Below are 18,998 nucleotides of genomic sequence, written 5' to 3'. Positions count from 1 at the left end.
TTCAGTTTCATTTTACCCTCGATCAGCTTGACCAGACTGGCCATCACCCTTTCCCCTGCCTTCTTACTTTTAACAAACACACGACAGTCGTCAGCGTACCGAACAAATCGCAGACCTCGATTTTCGAGCGTTCTGTCAAGTTCGTCCAATACTATGTTTGAAAGTACAGGAGACAGGGGACCTCCCTGTGGCACACCCTCCGCTTGCGGTTTTACCAGCCCGTTTTCCATCACTCCGGACTTCAGGAATCGACGAATCAAACGCAATACATCCTTGTCCTCTATATGCTCTGCCAACTTTGCCATCAGTCGATCATGGTTGACCCGGTCGAAAAACTTCGACAAATCAATATCCACCACCCAGTTGTAACCATCCTTCATATACAACTGAGCCTGACTGATAGCCTGATGTGCAGACCTATAGGGCCTAAATCCGTAGCTGTAAGCCGAGAACCTTGGCTCCCACTCTGCCTGCAATACTTGTTGTATTGCCTGCTGCACCATTCGATCAAGAGCTGTTGGTATACCCAACTTTCGCTCTCCTCCGTCCGGCTTGGGAATCAGAACTCTTCTTACTGGAGTGGGTTTCCACAACCCTCTGCTCAAACACTGCCTCAGTTGACGACCATGCCCTTGTAAATACGTGAACAGGTCTTCCACTGTCATGCGGTCAATGCCTGCCGCTCCTTTGTTGCGTTTTACTCGCTGAAAGGCTTTCTTCAGATTATTGGGGTGGGCGATACGTGCCATCAAGCCTGTATCGCTTGCCGGGCTTTCGTAATCCTGTGATGCCGACACAACCTCAGCCCTCATAACGTCGCAGCCTCCGGTTCCGCCGTGACCACTTGGCATGAGTTCCAGTGTTTGCTGGATTTGTCTGCGTCCGGTGTATCGAATAACAGAAACTATTCACCACTCTGTACCGTTCAGGCCTTCACTGACATTCGCCAGCTACTATGCCGTCTGCTGACTTCTGTATGGCGATCAGACCACCTTACGATAGCCTCAGTCCGAAATATCAGACACCACACAGACCTCCCGAGGTAAGTCACACCGCCTTCGCCGCACAACCGCCAGATCTACTGCCTGAGTGTCCGGATGAGTATGGACTTCGTCATCATACGCTGACTCGTCCTCACGCAGACAGCCTCATATCTGATTTCTGTTCGTCGGCTCGCGGTTTTGCTCCACACTGCCTTCAGCCTGCACCTCACGATACAAACCTTGTGCTTCGCTAGTCCTTCGCCCTCATCTGGCTGGACAGGGGACTTTCACCCCCAAGCTGTGTGACATGCTCGGCACACGTATGCATTCCCACGCGGAGCGTGGGAACGAGGCAAGCTGCACCAGAGCAGCTCCGGTTAATTCAAGGCGATCAAACTCGGGCGGACTCACATTCCTTTTTGCAGGCCAGGGCCCGACACGATGGGATACGATGTATTCCTTGGGAGAGAATGAGTTGAGGCAATATGAAGTCAAAAACAAAAGGGGCGGAGAGCCCAAGCGTTTACACAATTTGAATTACAGGCTCTGACTAAGGAATAGTCCGTAAATAACTTCCCGATTTTCACCCGGATTCCGTTCGCCCTGAGCTTGTCGAAGGGCTATGGCATTGGGCTTCAACAAGCTCAGCCCGAACGGATTTTGAGCAGATTTGAATAAGGAAGTTATTTTGGGACAAATCCTAAGTGGCGTGATAGCTCACCCTGGCATGTTGTGTATTTTATATTGGAGTTCCGGGTATTCCTGACAGGCTTTCTCTGTCACCCTGTCCAGCAGCTCATCTGTGACCACGGGCACCTCTACCAAGTATGGAGCAAGCCCGGTCTGCATCAGGGGATGATCCAGCTCCGGATTCTCCAGACCAATATCCTCCCGCAAACGGAACACCATAAGAACCTCTACAGGCCATCCAAAGAAAGAATCGTGACCAAAATCTTTTTGCTTGGTGATACTGTTACTACGCTCAAAACATTCATGGGTATGCTGGTCACAAACAGCCAACAATAAATCGTTTAACTGATTAGAATTCGGTTCCCGCCACTGTCGCAATAACTCATCGTATAAAGGGGCAGGATATCTTTCCGGTTCAAACTTAGTCTCCATACCCTGCCAGTCTGCAAATAGCTTGATATAAAACCAGTTGGCGCGGTTTCTAAAGTCAGGATCAGAATCGGTATAGTATCCAGATTTAATTGCTTTAATAATATGTTTGCCAAACTCTAGTGACGGTGTAACCCAACCCAGTGACAATATCATCGCTAATGCTTCCGTTGATTTACGAAAGGCAATGGAGTCGTTCTGCTGTTCCGCAAAATACCGGTCCTGAACTGCTAGATAAAACTGTTGGCTCCGCAGCCAGTACATCACGGCCAGCGACAGACGATCCAAGTCCGGCTTGCCTTCCGTTAGTGACTTGTGCGCAGCGTGGCGAAGGTGGTACAAGCCGGTGAGGTATATATCGAAATCACAAAGGTTTAACTTTCCTGACAAATAACCTTCTATTTTGGATTTGTATCTTGGCAGATCGTCCTCTGCACCTTCCACGAAAATCCGTTTTTCGAGCTCTTTGACCAAGCGTTTGTGCTTCCACTGTTTATATACACCCAAGCGTTCCATTAGCGCCACTCCTTGAGTGTCAGGCTGGGAATTCCAGACTCACTGGTTTTGGGAATAGCCACTTCCATTTTTATGCCTCTGACAGTGGCCGGTGCTCCATATATACCCCTGATCCTGTCCACAACTTCTTCACCATCTGCCTTAATCCCCGGCGGCGTATTTTTGGGGTCCCAGAAGCCTTGGCCTCCTGCTGCTTTGTCGGCTTGAGCACTTAAATAGGCTTTTGGGCCTTTCTGCTGATCCTTGGACAATCTATAGTTTCCTGCCCATGAACTTTTCACCTCAATCACCATGTATTCATTCTTCACCGGATCGTAATGGTACAAGTCTACGCCATGTTTCGAGTTGTTTTGCAGTACTTTGACGTCCAGACCCAGCTCCCTTGAAAGTTGCTGCACCAGCTGCTCTCCCAGCACCCCATCGTTGCGATGCCAAATAGGGCTCAATGCCGGTAATTCAGTCGTACGCCCCTGTCTGGCCTGTTCAAGAATATCATCATGTAAGGTGGTATGCCCGTAAGCTCCAGTCCCCTGAGTGCCAGTGGGGGTTTCTACCTTTTCCTTCTTAACGACAACCAGCCTTCTGCGTGGGCCTTCCGTCTGTTCGCTGTCCGCCTGACTCTACCCGGCCTTCGGCTCCGGCACTTCCGTTGCTTTCGCCAGTTTCAACCCCAGCTTCATCACCACCCCGGCCGCCAGGTTCTCACCCATCACCCAGGCCAATGCGCGCCCCCGTTCCTTCACCAAACTGCGTTCCCCTGGATGGGTGTCGGGATCAAAAGAGTCAGCCACTCGCTGGGCCGGGTCTTCCCGGTTCGGGTGGTTCCATTCTTCAGCGCCCTGTTGCGCTTCTGCCAGGCCCAGGGTGCTGCCAGTGGCCGCCAGGGCCAGCCCCGCCCCACAACCCACGCCAACTGTAGCGGTGCAGACACTGGCTCCAGTCAACCAACTGCCAGCGACAATACCGGCCCCTGATAGCATTCGGGTCAGTCCGATAAACCGCTGGAGGCCTTCGTCGTACTGACTCAGCCCGTCTTCGATCCGGTCCCGAGTTGTATAGGCTTCAAAGCCAGCGGCGTCCAGCGCGTCCAGCTCTTCCGTGTAAGTGTGCCCGGCCTGCTCCATTGCCGCAAAAGCAGGGTAGGCCGGGTGATCTTTGGGAATGCTCTGGGCGCAATGCGCCCGGGCACAGGCCGCCGCCAGCCAGCGGGCCTGTTGCTCTTCATCCGAGTCTTGCATCAATTTTTGGAGTTTCTCAGCCTCCTCCCGGTGCAGTTCCCGGTTATACCAATGCCCCGCCTGACCCACTCGTGCCCCCAGGTTGGGGTCCGCTCCCGCCAGGTGCGCTGCCACCGTCCCGACCATCGTCGCCGCCAGTTCCTGGAGTTTTTGGTGGGCGTCGGGTTTGATCCCGCTGACGGCTTCCGAGGCCGCTCCCGCCAGGGCTCCGGCCCAGGGTTCACCCGCCATGACCTGCCCCGCCAGGGCCCCCACCGCCCCGTGCAGACCCACTTTCAGCAGACCCCCTTCCTGCCAGAACCGGGCAGTGACCCGGTCACCCCGCACCAGGGCGTTGCGTTGCTGCTCCAGGGCGTAATCCCCGGCCAGGCTGTAACCCTGGGCCATCACCTGCTCCAGTCCCTCATAGCTGAGGCTGTCCAGCCAGTGATCCATCATCGAACCACCTTCAATCACCGTACTTACGGTCGTTTTTGTGGTCGTTCTGACAACGGCGTCTTTGAGTTGCTGATTGATCGGTGCACTCGGATCAGCTCGATAGCCTGTATCGAATACTCCCTGGGTAATGACTGCAGTCACTGTGGCAACAGCCAGTGATTCCAGATGCTCTTTAGAGCCCAAATCCTCCAGAGTCCGTCCAATATCACCTTGATTGTTCACCAGACTGATTGAGGCAGTACTAACCAGTGCGCTAAAGCCAGCATCCATTGCCGCGCTGGCGGCGACACTTTCAAATCCACCTGCCATGGCACTGCCATAACCTGCGGTTACACTGCCAACGGCCACCGCAATCAGAGCCGCTCCCAGTGACGTGAGCCCCTGAGATTTGTGATCCCAACGCTCATGGGCCGCTTCCACCGCTTGCCACTGAATGTCGTTCTGTTCTGATAGCTTCGACAGCCATGCCAAACGTGGATTCTCGCTCAGGGTCATGAGTGCCTGATTCAGCGATGCTGGTCGACTGCCTAGAAGTTGCCGATCAAGCTGCACCAGAGCAGTCCCGCTTAGTTCAAGGCGATCAAACTCGGGCGGACTCACTGTGGTATGGCGCTGGCCTTTTTTCCGAGAGGACGTCCAAAGAAGGCTATTCTGACTGGCCTCCGAAACTTCCATGGCCTGGTCACTGGCGACCAATAATTGCACCGGTTGATCGCTGTTCAGTATCGCCAGCCCCCGTACCCGGGTACCTTCCAGAACCAACCGGGCTTTACCGGTCAATCGACTGCCATTCGTACTTTTCAGGACTACAGGTAGAGCCGTGACAGTGTGGGATTGCTGATGAGAATGCTTGGAGGTGCCCCAGGTATTGCGCTTGCGTACATGGGATTCTCGATGACTTTCTTCATAGGCTGTCAGGAGTGACAACTCCATGGCTTGAATATCGATCTCGGGAGCACTGATTTCTATTGCCTGAAGGACTGCACTGAGGGACTCGATGGCCACCGGCCCACTGGTTTCTATGATGGTGGGTAGTTGCGAGATATGGCGTTCGCTGCTCTGGCCGTGCCGGATCGATTGCGATTGTTCTCGTGAGGCAGCCACCGGACGCATTGTCAGTTGCCCGGCTCGTATATCCAGTCTGCCACCTCGAATCTGGGTCCCTTCCAGCAGAATCTCATTGCCTGCTATTGTCACGCCTTCAATGCCGGTGAGCCAGGTGGGTGTAGCTGTTTCCTGCTGGCTTAAGCCCTGCCGTTCATGCCAGGGTTTGTGATCGATGTGGATGGATTGGCTGGCGATGCCCAGCTGGCCACCAGCGATCATTACCCCTCCACTTTGACTCAAGCTGGTTCTGCTGGTCACGGCTAGATTGTCTCCTGACTGTCAGTGTCCTTCGCTCTTGAAATGCTCTGATTTAACGCTCAACACTTGGCCTGCAGCCAGCTTGGCGGATGGACTAACCTGTACTGAACTCAGTTCCAGGTTCATAGTTTTACCGGCCAGTAGGTTCACACCACCCGGTCTTTTGGCGAGATACAGTGCTGGGGCAAGCAGGGTTTCTCCGTCAAGCTCCAGGGTTTGATACCAGAGAATGTCTTTTTCAAGCGATTGGATCTGCTCAGCGGATAACGGCATGGCCGGGGCTAGTCCGAGACGCTGCGACTCGTCCCGGGCATTACTGACCAATCGTCGAACCTGATCGTCGTCGCTGTCAATATCCGGTGCCAGAAAACGCATGCCTGTAGCGTGGGTGATCATGGTACGAACCAACAGACGGTCGCCGGCATCATCTGCCAGGCGCCGGTAAGGGTTCCATGGCAGACTCAGAGGGACCAGGCTGTTGGCTCTGACATGGGCCATTGGGGTGATGCTGACAAAACGCCAGGGTTGACCGTCCTGTGCAGGGCTTAAAAAATGGTGTAATCCCGGAAGGTCTGCCGGCGTCCATGCCTGTCGGCCAGAGCCATATTGTGCAGCTCCACCAAATGCTTGGACAGGGAAAGTGTTGAACTGAGGTGAGTCTCTTAAGCCGGCTCGTTCCGGCTTCACCGGACGATGTGACAGCCCAGCTGCCAGTGTTCTGCCATTAAGAACGACGGATTGCCCACCCTGTAGTGTGGTGGCCAGTAGTGGAGCGCCCTGCTCAAAAATCTTCTCACCGGCAAGTGATAGACGGTCAGGAGTTGATATCGAAGACTGGAAAGATCCGCCCGCATCCAAGGGCCAGAAGTAGCTGGGCACTGTCATTGAAGCAAATGTGCCGTAGTAGTTAACCCAATAGAACAGCCGCTGAAAGTCCCCCTTTCTTAAGCGACTCCCACGGTAATGCTTTTCATGAACTGTCTGTAAGGCATGGCTACTGTCCAGGGAAATATCATCAGAACGAATGGATAAGTCGGTACCGGCACTGATCAAACCGCCCTCTGACTTCAACCTTTGACTCTTCAATGAGAGTTTATTGCCTGACAGTATTTGAGGCATGGTACCCGGTGACTTCTGAGTACGCTGCCACACTTTGCGGTGAGTAAAGAAGCCAGCCCGGTGGCGGCCTTTGCAGTCGTCACATTGGCCGTGCAAAGTGTCGGTCACCAATGACCTGTCAAAAACGACTTCACCTTGGGTATTTCGAATCAGGCCAACCTCAATTCTGGCGGACCCCAATGCTTCGATACGACCGGATTGGTTGTCCAGCCAAGTCTGGCCTCTTCCTTTGCTTCCAACATCGGTAACGTCTAACTCCCTACCGCTGAATACCGTGGCTTCTGTATTGTCGAGCCGGGTCGCAAGCCACTGATTACCAGTTGAAGCGATCATTGCCCCAGGAGAATTTGTGGTCAGTCGCGCATGAATGGAAAGCTCTCGGTCGCTATTGATGTGATGATGATTGACTACTTCTTGCGCTTCGATTGTCAGATCATCATGACTTTCAATCGAACCTCTATTTTCAATGTGTTCTGTAATAGCAAGGGACGTCGCTCCCTGTGAATGGATACCGGCGGATTGAGCAACGTTCAGACTCGCTGCCTCCATCGTGAGGTCACCCGGTGTATTGAACGGACTGACCACTCGTATCCAGTGTTTCGCCACGAGCGATAGCTGTTTTTCTCCTATCACGTTATCGTGCTTTCCAAGGATTAGATCCTGCAGCCGAAGCCTTAATGTGCCCGGTGTGTTCAGTCTTCCCTTGTTGTTTTTAAAGTGCGTAGTATCCACCAGGACTAAATCGCCTTGGTGCTCAACCAACCCATCGGTATTATCAAAATTCGATGTTGTAATGAGCAGCTCTGGCGCCTGGACAGAGATCACGGCTTGCCGGTTATCGAGTCTGCCCTTGGCTGTCATTCGAACCGGTCGTGAACTGTTGGCCAGAAGAAAACCATTTTGAAGTGAAAGCTGGTCTTTAACCATTAGTGACAGCCCCTGACTGGCTTCTATTCGTCCATTGTTACTATTGAGATTTTTCAGGACGGAAAGGTACAGCCATTGACCCCCCAGTGTTCCATTCTGGTTGTCCCAGTCAGACAGGCTTAGCGTAATGTTGCCCTGGCAGTCGATGAGACCACCTTGGTTATTGAGCCAATCAACATCTAGCCAAGGTGTCCCGGTCAGATAAAACTGGCCTCTGTGTGTCCAAGATTCGGTAGTCAGATCCAGCGGACAGGGTTCGTGAAAGGCATGCACCTCACCTTCTTGAGTAACGCTGGGAGCATCCATGGCCAGAGGCCCGACACTGGTAATAGGTCCCTTGAGTTCTATGCCCTCTAGAGCAGTTATGCTGAGCTTGCCCCCTGCATAAGCCTGGCTCAGTGTTGCCGTCCCTCCACTGTGCAAACTCAACCCTTTCGCAGCATGCAACCGGGAGAGACTCAGGTTGCCCTGCGTTTTGATAAGCAGGTCACCCTGGTGAGTCTGGATCGGTTGGTGCCAGTCTATCCAGCCGTTGGGCGCATTCAGTATCAAACTGTCTGCACCCAGGCTACCGGTGCCGGTTAGTACCGAGCCCGCCCCTGTGAGTGTTAATCTCAACTCTGGGGACACCCATGGCGAGGTGAGATGAAGTGTCTCCGCGCGGAGACTTTGTTGTTTCAGGCTTTTATCTAGAAGAGTGCCTTCTCCCAGAATATGCATCTCACCTTTGACCTGAATATCAAGTGCCTCGGCATTAACCGTGCCGCAGCCATCGCAAACCAATGAGCCTTTTGTTATCAGAACAACCCGGGCAGCCTGCCCGGCCACCTCAATGAGTCCCTCCCATTTCAACAAGCCCCGGGCATTCATGTGTAGCACAACGGTTTTGGTTGGGTGCCGACCGAGAACCTCGTTAGTCGGGAGCCCGGGCACATCAGATCTTGTATTCACCTGGTTATTGAGTATCAGGCCCGCTTTGCTGATGGAATCAACGGATAGGCAGTGATGGCTAACGCCATTGGCATCACCGGGATGCAGATCCAAAGCCATAACCCCACCTGGAAGAGTGTGGAGTTCATCGTTGTACTGACAATCAAACTCGTATTCGCCGGTATGACCTGACTCTTCAAAGTGAGGATCGGCTGTTGAGGCTTGTGATGATGCCTGCAGCTTTAACTGCAGTTCTCTGATTGATTCCCGGCATTCACTGACAAAATCTTCTACTACCCAGTCATCCTCCAGCTTCGGTGACAGTGGGATCAGTTCCTCTTCAAGAAACCGCAGCCGCTCCTGCCAGCTGGCCAAGTCCTGGGGGGTGTCATAGTCCTGTAGAAACTCGCGTTCAAATTGCTGGAGAATCTGCTCCATGCGATCTGCCCCTTGATGTTGTGATGGAAAAACCAAGATGCAGAGGCAGGCAAGCAAGCCAACCATAGATGAGGGGATGCGCAACGCGTTTATCTCTCTTATTGTGTGAGTGGATCCCAAGCTAATCGGACCCGATTACAGTATTAATGCAACAGCGTTCCGTTTAATTGTTCTAGCGGGGTTGTTTATAGAGGAGTCTGTGCATGTTTGGAGATCACAGTAAAGACAGCGCATTAGCGAGTGTCCAATGGAAGTGATAACTGGTTTTAATCTGACTGATAAACATATACCCATCGCCTTTCAAGATGCTACGTTGTTGCCAGCGTTCGCTCACCCTGATCACCTACTACTTTCACCTACTACTTTCACCTACTACTTTCACCTACTACTTTCACCTACTACTTTCACCTACTACTTTCACCTACTACTTTCACCTACTACTTTCACCTACTACTTTCACCTACTACTTTCACCTACTATTTGTAGTCTCACAGGGCTTCGCTCACTTGTCGCCTAGTAGCATCTTGAAATCCAATGGGTATAGAGACTGCTATCTCGATAATCTGCAGACAAGGAACTACAGCCTACCCTGAAGTGTCTATCCTGTACTGAGCTGTACAATACGGAACCCCCATGTCGACCCTTCAAACTATCCCTGACCTGAAAACGCTTAAGGACATTTATCAAAGTCAACAGGCTTACACACGAGTCACCCCCCTGATTCCCTGCGAAGAGCTGGGAGCCATAGTACAAGGCAATGTGTTTGTGAAAGCAGAATCCCTGCAGAAAACCGGCGCCTTTAAATTCAGAGGCGCTATCTATCGACTGCTGCAGCTATCCGAACAGGAAAAGTCACGGGGCGTTATTGCTTATTCCTCAGGCAATTTTGCTCGAGGGTTGGCCACTGCAGGAGAAATCCTTGGTATTGATGTCCACCTGGTTATGCCAGCTGACGCCCCCAGTAACAAGATAGAGAATGCCCGAGCTCATGGTGCAGAAGTCAGACTCTGCTATGAATCCGAGCCTTCCAGAGAAGAAGCTGCAGCTGCACAGGCGGCCCAACTCTCCCAACAACACGGTTACTCACTGCTTCACCCATTTGACGATAACACTCTGATCCAGGGGCAATCCGCTGTTGCCGTTGAAATTTCCGAACAACTTGAACAGCTGGGAGAAACCTGTCACTTCCTGCTTTGCCCAACCGGCGGTGGCAGCCTGGTTGCTGGTTCCAGCATGGTCTTTAACACGGACTATTCCCCAAACACTCAGGTTCTGGCTATTGAGCCGAAAGGATATAACGGTATGAACCTGTCAATTCAGGAAGGGCATAGTGCCAGAGCAAACGGAAAACACTCCAGTTCCTGCGACGCCCTCCAGGCTTTAAGCCCCGGTCATGCCAATTTTGCCATCATCAAACATTCAGAAGTCAGCGGACTGACTGTCGACGAAGCCTTTATTAACAGAAGCATCAGGTTTGCAGCTCATAGTTTGAAATTGATTCTGGAACCCAGTGGAGCCATAGGCCTTGCAGCCCTTTTACAGCATCCAGAAAGATTCAGAGGGAAAACAACGGTTATCATTGCGTCTGGAGGAAATATAGATATCGAAAACTATGCACACATTGTTAATCAATGAGCCAGCCAGCGCTGCAGGTGATCAAGCAACAAGCTGGTTTCAACCGGTTTAGAGAGATAATCATCTGCCCCTGCGGCTCTGCATTTTTTCTCATCTTCCGGAGCGGCACTGGCTGTCAACATCACGACCGGCAGCATTCTTAAATTCACTCGGCCACGAATTTGTCCTAATGCTTCATAACCATCCATGGTCGGCATCATTAGATCCATCAACACAAGATCCACATCCAGGTCGTCATTTAACATCTCTAATGCCTGGCTACCATTTTCCGCCAACACCACATTCAGCCCCTGCTTTTGCAACAGACAGGAAAGAGCAAAACTGTTTCGCAAGTCATCATCCACCAGCAGAACCGTTTCATTATTAAACGACTTCTCAGTTTCCGCGCCTCCATCCAGGAAGAATTCATTTTCCTCGTGATCCAGATGGCTCGCTGGCTCATCGGTCATCAAGGTTTCTGGTGGTAATTGCAGTGTAAATGTTGATCCCTTATCAACCTCACTATTCAGAAACAAGTCACCCCCCATTAACTGGGCAAGGTTGCGTGAAATAGCAAGCCCCAGACCCGTCCCCCCGTATTGCCGACTGGTACTGCCATCTGCCTGTTTGAACATCTGAAATATCGTTTCCTGTTTCTCAAAAGGGATACCGATACCGGTATCCACGACCTTGAACTCCAAACCTTCAGAAGTCGATTGATCTTCCATGGTATGAACTGACTTACTAATTCTGAGTTTCACAACCCCCTTCTCAGGAGTGAACTTGAAAGCATTGGAAATGAGGTTTTTTAAAACCTGTTTAAGCCGCTTTCGATCAATATGCACCCATCCAGGAAGGTCATCAGCACACTCAATACTGAAGTTAAGATTCTTTTCCCTCGCCAGAGGATGAAACTGATCTTTCAGGCTTAACCAGATATCAGAGAGTCTGAAGTCTTCACTGTGAACACTGAGTTCGCCAGCCTCTGCTTTGGACATATCAAGAATATCTTCAATAATCTCCAGTAACTCATTGGCATTGTTATAAATTATGCTAATTGAATGAAGATCATCCTCAGTAAAATGACCCTCGGAGTTTTCCAACAGAAGTGTTGCGAGAATCATCAAACTATTGAGTGGGGTACGCAACTCATGGGAAATATTGGCAAGAAATTCTGATTTATACTGGCTGACTTTCTCCAGTTCAACTGCCTTTTCTTCCAGCGCCTTGTTGACCTCCTTCAACATGGCCTGCTTTTTTCTGAGTTCATCCCTGTTGGTTTTCAGAGTAAGGTGCTTCTGCTCCAGTTCTGAAGTACGTGCTTTAACCTGTTCTTCCAGGCTTTCAGCCAGAACCGTCAACTCCTGGTTACGGAAAAAAATTTCACGAGTCTTATCTTCTGCGATCTGCTCAGCCACTTTTCGAGCTTTCTTTTCCCGCTGATAACGTTTTTTCCAGGCTTCGGCATCCATACCAGTGACCTCAGGCTACTTTCACCAGGTGAAAGCGGGCTTCTGTTCCCGGCCCAGTACCAGGTAATGCATCCATAGAAACTTCTATCGTTTCTTTAAACCAACCGGCACACCCCTGAATCAACCCTTTTGCCAAGGGTGCAAAAGGCCTGTGTGAGGCATAATGAAGAATCATTTCATTGTCTGCGATTCGGTTACAGCTCAACTTGGGAGGAGTTGCTTCGGGATAAAGCTTCTGCACCTCAATATGAATGTAATCCTCTACCTTCATCATGAAGTCCAGTGAACCTGATACATTGTCAAAAAAATCGGCATGAACATCTGCAAACCGACCAAACAAATATTCCCCAAAGGCCTGAACCAGATCCTCAACTTTCGCACCACTCACCTGGCTCAAGCACGTAACAAGATTTAAAACCTCAGCATGGGAGTAAGTTCCAAGGGATGTATAGGCACCACCTGATGGCAAGTCGGCCAGCTCGATAATCTCTTCCACTACCTCTTCAGAAAAACGGTCTTCGACCATTTCCATAAATTCAGTAAAGATAATCCCTTTCATAACCCCTACCTTGGTTGATTCCCTTCACCTTGGTAACGGCCATCCTAACGTTTTTTTGAACAGGAATATCCGCTGAGAAAAGGCATAAGAATATTATTTACTGCCGAGCTTCAGATCAGGCGCTCCTGAGAGAACAGAATCCCATTATTATCGGCATAAACATAGCCCTCAGGGACAAAATCAACACCATAAAAAGTGACTGGAACATTACTCTCACCCACCCCTTTTTTCTCTGTCTTCATAGGGTGACTGCCTAATGCCTGAACACCCAGCGACAACCTGGCAATAATGTCGACATCCCTGATACAGCCATAGATTATGATACCCGCCCAACCATTTTCGACAGCGCTTTCGGCCAACATGTCGCCCAGCATAGCTCTGCGCATTGAGCCACCACCATCAACGACCAGCACCTTTCCTTCCCCCGGCTGACCTACCCACTCACGAACCAAAGAGTTATCTTCAAAACATTTTAAGGTCACGACCTGACCATAAAAGGCATCCAAACCACCAAAACTCCGAAAGCCTGGCTCAACAACAGAGACCTGCTCCGGAAACTCATCACAAAGATCGGGGGTCGTAAACTGAGTCATTCTTTTTCTCCTCATTTATTTTGGCTGTGGAATTTGTAACCACATCGTATTGAGAGTGAGAAAAAGTCTACAGGAATCAAGGCGCTGAAGAAGACAAGGGAAGTGAATAGTGAATATAAAGAGAAATGATAGAGCCCACATTGCGGGCTCTGATACGATCAATTGTCGGCGAGATACAACCAGGTTTCCAGAACAGAATCCGGATTCAGAGATACGGTCTCTACACCTTCTTCCATCAGCCATTTGGCAAAGTCGGGATGATCACTCGGTCCCTGACCGCAAATACCGACATACTTGCCCTGCTTTCTGCAGGCCTGGATGGCCATGGACAACAACTGCTTGATCGCTGGATTACGCTCATCAAAGAGATGAGCAATCAAACCAGAGTCGCGATCCAGACCCAGAGTCAGCTGAGTCATGTCATTGGAACCGATTGAGAAGCCATCAAAATACTGAAGGAAGTCTTCCGCCATCAATGCATTGGAAGGCAGTTCGCACATCATAATGACTCGCAGACCATTCTCACCACGTTTCAGACCAAACTTCTCCATGATAGAGATGACCTGGGCCGCTTCATCAGGCGTTCTGACAAAAGGCACCATTAACTCAACATTGGTCAGCCCCATTTCATCACGGACCCGCTTCATAGCCCGGCATTCCAACTCAAAACAATCCTGAAAGTCTTCAGAGATATAGCGGGAAGCACCCCTGAAACCCAACATGGGATTCTCTTCATGAGGCTCGTAGAGACTTCCCCCTACCAGGTTGAAGTACTCATTTGACTTAAAGTCAGACAGTCGAACAATCACTTTTTCCGGTGCAAATGCAGCCGCAATCGTAGACACCCCCTCCACCAGCTTATCAACATAAAAGTCGACAGGACTGCTGTAACCCGACATGCGCTCACCGACCTGACGCTGCACGTCAGGGGGTAGCTTGTCAAAATTAAGCAGCGCTTTTGGGTGGACGCCAATCATCTTGTTGATGATAAACTCAAGTCTTGCCAGGCCCACCCCTTTATTAGGCAGTCTGGAGAAACTGAAAGCACGATCAGGGTTACCCACGTTCATCATCAACTTAAATGGCAGCTCAGGCATGACATCCAGGTCACGCACTTTGTGCTCAAAGTTCAGCAAGCCTGCATAGATAAACCCGGTATCACCCTCGGCACAAGAAACAGTGACTTCTGTGCCCTCTTTCAATCTGCGAGTTGCATCGCCACAACCCACTACCGCCGGAATACCAAGCTCACGGGCAATGATTGCCGCATGACAGGTTCTGCCACCCCGGTTGGTCACAATGGCAGAAGCCCGTTTCATCACCGGCTCCCAATCAGGGTCGGTCATATCGGTGACCAGAACATCCCCTTCCTGAACCCGATCCATCTCATCAAGGTCTTCAACCAGTCGAACTTTACCCTGACCAATTTTTTGACCAATGCTTCGCCCTTCCACCAGCAGCTCACCTGCTTCTTTCAGGAGGTAGCTTTCCAGCTTTCTGCCACTGCTCTGGCTTTGCACCGTTTCTGGACGTGCCTGAACAATATAAAGCTGCTGATCATCACCGTCTTTTGCCCACTCAACATCCATTGGGCAGCCGTAGTGTGCCTCAATGGCCATGGCCTGACGGCATAGTTCGGTGACATCCTCATCATTGATAGAGAACTGCCCTCTGGCATCCAGATCCACATCAACGGTTTCTACTGAACGACCTGTAGAACCCGTGCGACCGTATACCATCTTGATCGCCTTGCTGCCCAGAGTACGTCTCAGAATACCCGGACGTCCTGCTGTGACCGCAGGCTTGTAGACGTAAAACTCATCTGGATTGACGGCACCCTGAACGACTGTTTCACCCAAGCCGTAAGAAGAAGTAATGAAGACCGCCTGATCAAAACCGGATTCAGTATCCAGAGAGAACAGAACACCGGAAGAACCTGTCTCACTGCGTACCATTCTCTGAATACCAGCAGACAGAGCCACCCCCCTGTGATCAAAGCCTTGGTGGACACGGTATGCAATGGCACGATCATTAAACAGAGATGCAAACACTTCACGAACAGCAATCAGCACATTTTCTGCGCCACGAATATTCAGGAAGGTTTCTTGCTGACCAGCAAAAGAAGCATCGGGAAGGTCTTCGGCTGTTGCTGAAGAACGAACGGCCACGGGCAGGTCATCGCCACCATCGGAAAGCAACTGGTATGCCTTGACAATGGACGCTTCCAGTTCAGGTCTGAAAGGCTCTTCCATAATCCAGCGACGAATTTTAGCACCCGCCGTTGTCAGCGCCCTGATGTCATTAATATCCAGATCATCGAGCAGTACATGAATTCTTTGATACAGCCCATTGGCATCAAGAAAATCCCGATAAGCCTCTGCAGTTGTTGCAAAGCCTCCGGGTACTTTTACCCCCGCTTTGCTCAAGCCACTGATCATTTCTCCCAGAGAAGCGTTCTTTCCGCCGACTTTTTCGACGTCGCCCATGCCCAGAGTTTCCAGGCCAACTACAAAATTATTCAAAGCAGCATTCCCCGCTCTTTCTATCTGCTTATGGCTGTTTTAGTTTGTCAGGTGCGCTTGTATGCTTGTGACTGTCACAGGAGATTGTCGAAATCTTAAGTCCGGCAGGCTCCAAGCTCTTGGCTTTTTTTGTAATAGTGACAGCCATCTGATATACCGGAGCCAATCCGATCTATCGCTTCCGTGTTTCGGTAGGCACACTATGTTAGATTTTGTTAGAAATTGAAATACCTCGAAGGAAAAAAAGTGCAAAGAACGGTATTTTTCGTCTCAGACGGTACAGGAATCACTGCAGAATCTTTTGGGCAAAGCTTGCTCGCGCAGTTCGAAGGCTATGAGTTTCAACATGTTACCTTTCCTTATATCGATTCCACTGTAAAAACGATTCACTTGATAGAGAAGATTCACAACATTCACAAAGTTGAACAAATAAGACCTGTCGTCTTCATGACAGTACTGAACGAAGAAGTCAGTCAAATGCTCCATACCAGCGGCGCTTTCATAATAGACCTCTTCCAGACTTTCCTGCCGGGCCTTGAACATGAGTTTGGACAACATCCCTTATATAGAACGGGTAAAAAGCGCTCCACCACTCATAGCCATAGCTACCATCGACGTATAGAGGCCGTTCAATTCGCATTGGATAATGATGATGGTGCAAGAACAAGAAATTATGACAAGGCTGACATTATTCTATTGGGCGCCTCCAGAAGTGGTAAAACCCCATCATGCATCTATCTGGGCCTGCAATTTGGCATCTTCGCCGCTAACTACCCTATTACCGAAGAAGACCTTGATGAACCTCTGAAGCTGCCCAAGCCTTTGCAGCCCCACAGAGAAAAACTGTTTGGGTTAACTATTCATCCTGGTCGGCTGGCTGGCATTCGCCATGAAAGACGCCCTCACTCACGCTATTCATCCAGTCAGCAATGCCAGCTTGAAGTGCATACTATTGAGCAAATCTACCGTAAAGAACACATCCCATACATCAACAGCACTGATTACTCGGTAGAAGAAATATCGACCCGAATCATGGACCTTGCCCATCTGAAACGACGACTGAAGTAAATGGGCGGAGCAAGCCGTTGTATCGGATGAATTCTGTTCAGCTCTGTTTGAATGGTCTCTATACCAACTCTGGGATCTAAACAGACAGAGCTGCCTTTTCTTCTCTCAGTTTTTCCGGGCATTTGACTACCCCTGACACTCTTGCCCAAATCGTAACTGCTCAAAATTCGTAGGCGAGTCAACTCATTGAGATCAATGCTTTGATTGTTCGAACCGGGCATAATCATACCTTATGAAGCCATCCAAAACCTCAGCTCTGGAAACTGAAGTCAGCGAACTCAAATCCCTTGTTAACAACCTACTCAACAAGGTTGAGAAGCAAGATGCCCTGATTCGCAAACTAACCGCAGAGAACTCATCTCTGCATGAGGAAGTACGGCACCTGAGAAGACTTAAGTTGTTGCTGATATTGGAGCACCCGTGGCTACCTCTTCATAACAACCTGAGTGAGCGGCAGATTAGAGAATATGTAAAACGGCGAAAGATCAGCGGTGGTACTCGAAGCATTCTCGGTCGAAAGTGCCGGGATACATTTGCAAGCCTGAAAAAGACGTGCAGGTTGCATGGCGTGTCATTCTCCAGATATCTGAAGGATCGAATATCCGGGGAAGGAATGATTGCTCGGCTATCAGACATGGTGCGGGAAAAATCTGCTCAGCTTATGAGCACTCCTGCCTACGAATTCTGAGCAGTTACAATCTTTTTAAAATCGCCTCGTCAGTAAAATCTGTGGGTCATTTCTGTGCACTAATGATAGAAATTTCTTCTTCTGATGGCGGTCTAACATACGTTAAGAAACGCTTATCACTTGCACCATATTTCTTATAATTTTCTTTAGCTTGATTTAAGCTAATATCATTGGCTCCACCTTCATAATCAGGATTTTCATTTTGAATGCAATCATTTTCCCAATAACAAACTGGGCAAATATCAAAAGATGAATCAGAATTACTGCTTAGAGTAAGGTAGTTGCAGCATGAGCATTGATATCTTTTACTATTCATATTTCTTAACCTGATCATACCAATAATTGATGCCTCGATCAGGCTTAAATAGAGTCTCTATTGTGCCGTCAGGTTTAGCAACTGAAAACTCATTGGTACGAGAATTATATTTAAACAACCAGCCGTCTTTGTTTGTGAATCCTTTTACATCGCCCCCAATATTTGAATTTAACAACTTTTCTGCTTTGGCCTGATATTCTGAGAGTGAAGTTATTTCTCCGTTTTTCCACTTATGCTGATGCTTATTGAAATGCTTTTCAAGTTTACTAGGATTAAATTTATATGCAGTCCACTTTAAAGCAGTTTTTAACTTTCCTGGCCCCGCCATAGCCAAATAGACTTCACCGGCAATATTGGTAAAATCATCCAACGCCGCCTGTGGAAAACCCAGCTTCAGACAGTTATCGGCACGACAGTGACCGGCTACCGGCTGGATGCTTTCCAGCTCTTCATGCATTGTTACTATGCGCGCTCTGAGATCGCTTTTTTCTTGAAGATAAGTTTCATAGTCTTTATTCAGGTCTGCTTTTTCTTCATTCAGCTCTGTCTTCTGTTTTGAAAGATCACTTAATCGACTCTGGCAGTCTTTCAATAATGCCTGCGAGACACTTTTCTCGTCACGACATTGGGCATTTTGTTTTGAGGCTGACGATTCCAAGCCCAGACATCGGGATTTCCAGGTACTCAGTGCATTACGTCGTTGGTCACAGACTTGGCTCCAATAACTGACTTCTGATTGCCAGGTATTGTACTCTGTCTTCCATCCGCCGTGTTCATCCAGCCACAATTGCTCCGTGACGGCCCATTGCCAGCAACCGTGATTGGGGATATCAAAGGGGTAGCAGATTCGAGCCCGACCATTGGGGCATGGGTAATTCCAGCCACTGCAACGCTGCCACCAGTCAAACATCAGGTTTTTTCGTTCTGCCTTGACTTTATTTCTGTGGCTTACAATCCGGTTTATTTCGGCTGTCTTTTTATTTTGCTGGTTGCATTCATTGATTCCAGGAGCATGATTTCGGTCATATTCGTCGTTACAGGTGTTAATCTGCTGATTGTTGACCCTTATGACCTCTTTGCAACGCTGATCGAG

Annotated in this window: 15 protein-coding genes; 4 read left to right on the top strand and 11 right to left on the bottom strand. The window is 49.7% G+C overall.

Going from position 1 to position 18,998, the window contains the following annotated elements:
• The 5 genes from ltrA to GZ78_RS25535 form a co-directional block, all read right to left on the bottom strand.
• On the bottom strand, positions 1–851 hold an 851-nt coding region (ltrA, locus tag GZ78_RS25555), incomplete at its 3' end, for a group II intron reverse transcriptase/maturase (protein ID WP_152558964.1).
• An 849-nt stretch (positions 852–1,700) separates the two neighbouring features.
• A complete protein-coding gene (locus tag GZ78_RS25550; RefSeq protein WP_034842740.1) occupies positions 1,701–2,618 on the bottom strand; it encodes a hypothetical protein in 918 nt (305 codons plus the stop codon).
• On the bottom strand, positions 2,618–3,064 hold the full coding sequence (locus GZ78_RS25545) for a hypothetical protein (RefSeq protein ID WP_034842738.1): 447 nt from the start codon (positions 3,062–3,064) through the stop codon (positions 2,618–2,620). The genes GZ78_RS25550 and GZ78_RS25545 overlap by 1 nt, the downstream gene beginning before the upstream one ends.
• A 174-nt stretch (positions 3,065–3,238) precedes the next feature.
• Entirely contained in the window at positions 3,239–5,659 is a 2,421-nt protein-coding gene (locus tag GZ78_RS25540; RefSeq protein ID WP_034842737.1) for a DUF637 domain-containing protein, read from the bottom strand.
• A gap of 21 nt (positions 5,660–5,680) precedes the next feature.
• Positions 5,681–9,073 carry a filamentous hemagglutinin N-terminal domain-containing protein gene (locus GZ78_RS25535; protein WP_161787494.1) on the bottom strand — a complete coding sequence of 1,131 codons (3,393 nt, stop codon included), beginning with the start codon at positions 9,071–9,073 and terminating at the stop codon, positions 5,681–5,683.
• Between the two features lie 633 nt (positions 9,074–9,706).
• On the opposite strand from GZ78_RS25535, the gene GZ78_RS25530 reads away from it, so the two are divergent.
• On the top strand, positions 9,707–10,708 hold the full coding sequence (locus tag GZ78_RS25530; RefSeq protein ID WP_034842734.1) for a threonine ammonia-lyase: 1,002 nt from the start codon (positions 9,707–9,709) through the stop codon (positions 10,706–10,708).
• On the opposite strand, the gene GZ78_RS25525 is transcribed toward GZ78_RS25530, so the two are convergent.
• The 4 genes from GZ78_RS25525 to ppsA all read right to left on the bottom strand — a co-directional run bounded on the left by GZ78_RS25525 (position 10,702) and on the right by ppsA (position 15,833).
• Entirely contained in the window at positions 10,702–12,159 is a 1,458-nt protein-coding gene (locus GZ78_RS25525) for an ATP-binding response regulator (protein WP_051786552.1), read from the bottom strand. The genes GZ78_RS25530 and GZ78_RS25525 overlap by 7 nt on opposite strands.
• Before the next feature lie 10 nt (positions 12,160–12,169).
• Complete coding sequence (locus GZ78_RS25520) at positions 12,170–12,718, bottom strand: heme NO-binding domain-containing protein (RefSeq protein WP_034842731.1); 549 nt, start codon at positions 12,716–12,718, stop codon at positions 12,170–12,172.
• 110 nt (positions 12,719–12,828) lie between these two features.
• Positions 12,829–13,311, bottom strand: a complete 483-nt coding sequence (rraA, locus tag GZ78_RS25515) for a ribonuclease E activity regulator RraA (protein WP_034842907.1) — start codon at positions 13,309–13,311, stop codon at positions 12,829–12,831.
• Positions 13,312–13,469: 158 nt separating this feature from the next.
• Positions 13,470–15,833 carry a phosphoenolpyruvate synthase gene (gene ppsA / locus GZ78_RS25510; protein ID WP_034842730.1) on the bottom strand — a complete coding sequence of 788 codons (2,364 nt, stop codon included), beginning with the start codon at positions 15,831–15,833 and terminating at the stop codon, positions 13,470–13,472.
• 246 nt (positions 15,834–16,079) lie between these two features.
• Here ppsA and ppsR point away from each other — a divergent pair, with 246 nt between their 5' ends.
• Together ppsR and GZ78_RS27920 are read left to right on the top strand one after the other, a co-directional pair.
• Positions 16,080–16,901, top strand: coding sequence for a posphoenolpyruvate synthetase regulatory kinase/phosphorylase PpsR (gene ppsR, locus GZ78_RS25505; protein WP_034842728.1), 822 nt, complete (start codon positions 16,080–16,082; stop codon positions 16,899–16,901).
• A gap of 232 nt (positions 16,902–17,133) precedes the next feature.
• On the top strand, positions 17,134–17,589 hold the full coding sequence (locus GZ78_RS27920; RefSeq protein WP_051786551.1) for an IS66 family transposase: 456 nt from the start codon (positions 17,134–17,136) through the stop codon (positions 17,587–17,589).
• A gap of 46 nt (positions 17,590–17,635) precedes the next feature.
• Here GZ78_RS27920 and GZ78_RS25495 read toward each other — a convergent pair whose 3' ends face one another.
• Positions 17,636–17,905 (bottom strand): CPCC family cysteine-rich protein, encoded by a 270-nt coding sequence (locus GZ78_RS25495; protein ID WP_201772805.1) that lies wholly within the window; start codon positions 17,903–17,905, stop codon positions 17,636–17,638.
• The gene (locus GZ78_RS29705) at positions 17,898–18,497 is read right to left on the bottom strand and encodes a hypothetical protein (RefSeq protein WP_161787493.1); all 600 of its coding nucleotides are present in this window, start codon (positions 18,495–18,497) and stop codon (positions 17,898–17,900) included. The genes GZ78_RS25495 and GZ78_RS29705 overlap by 8 nt, the downstream gene beginning before the upstream one ends.
• A 144-nt stretch (positions 18,498–18,641) precedes the next feature.
• Between GZ78_RS29705 and GZ78_RS29700 the strand changes: the two genes are divergently transcribed.
• The coding region (locus tag GZ78_RS29700; protein WP_161787492.1) for a hypothetical protein at positions 18,642–18,998 on the top strand (357 nt) is incomplete at its 3' end.

The sequence above is a fragment of the Endozoicomonas numazuensis genome, assembly GCF_000722635.1.
Classification (GTDB): domain Bacteria; phylum Pseudomonadota; class Gammaproteobacteria; order Pseudomonadales; family Endozoicomonadaceae; genus Endozoicomonas_A; species Endozoicomonas_A numazuensis.
This window is presented reverse-complemented; position numbering and strand designations above follow the sequence as displayed.

Excerpts from the sequence above, each read along its gene's own strand:
- GZ78_RS25495 (WP_201772805.1), bottom strand. The coding sequence starts at position 17,905 with ATGAATAGTAAAAGATATCAATGCTCATGCTGCAACTACCTTACTCTA.
- GZ78_RS25550 (WP_034842740.1), bottom strand. The coding sequence starts at position 2,618 with ATGGAACGCTTGGGTGTATATAAACAGTGGAAGCACAAACGCTTGGTC.
- rraA (WP_034842907.1), bottom strand. The coding sequence starts at position 13,311 with ATGACTCAGTTTACGACCCCCGATCTTTGTGATGAGTTTCCGGAGCAG.
- GZ78_RS25535 (WP_161787494.1), bottom strand. The coding sequence starts at position 9,073 with ATGGAGCAGATTCTCCAGCAATTTGAACGCGAGTTTCTACAGGACTAT.
- GZ78_RS25520 (WP_034842731.1), bottom strand. The coding sequence starts at position 12,718 with ATGAAAGGGATTATCTTTACTGAATTTATGGAAATGGTCGAAGACCGT.
- GZ78_RS25525 (WP_051786552.1), bottom strand. The coding sequence starts at position 12,159 with ATGGATGCCGAAGCCTGGAAAAAACGTTATCAGCGGGAAAAGAAAGCT.
- GZ78_RS27920 (WP_051786551.1), top strand. The coding sequence starts at position 17,134 with ATGAAGCCATCCAAAACCTCAGCTCTGGAAACTGAAGTCAGCGAACTC.
- GZ78_RS25530 (WP_034842734.1), top strand. The coding sequence starts at position 9,707 with ATGTCGACCCTTCAAACTATCCCTGACCTGAAAACGCTTAAGGACATT.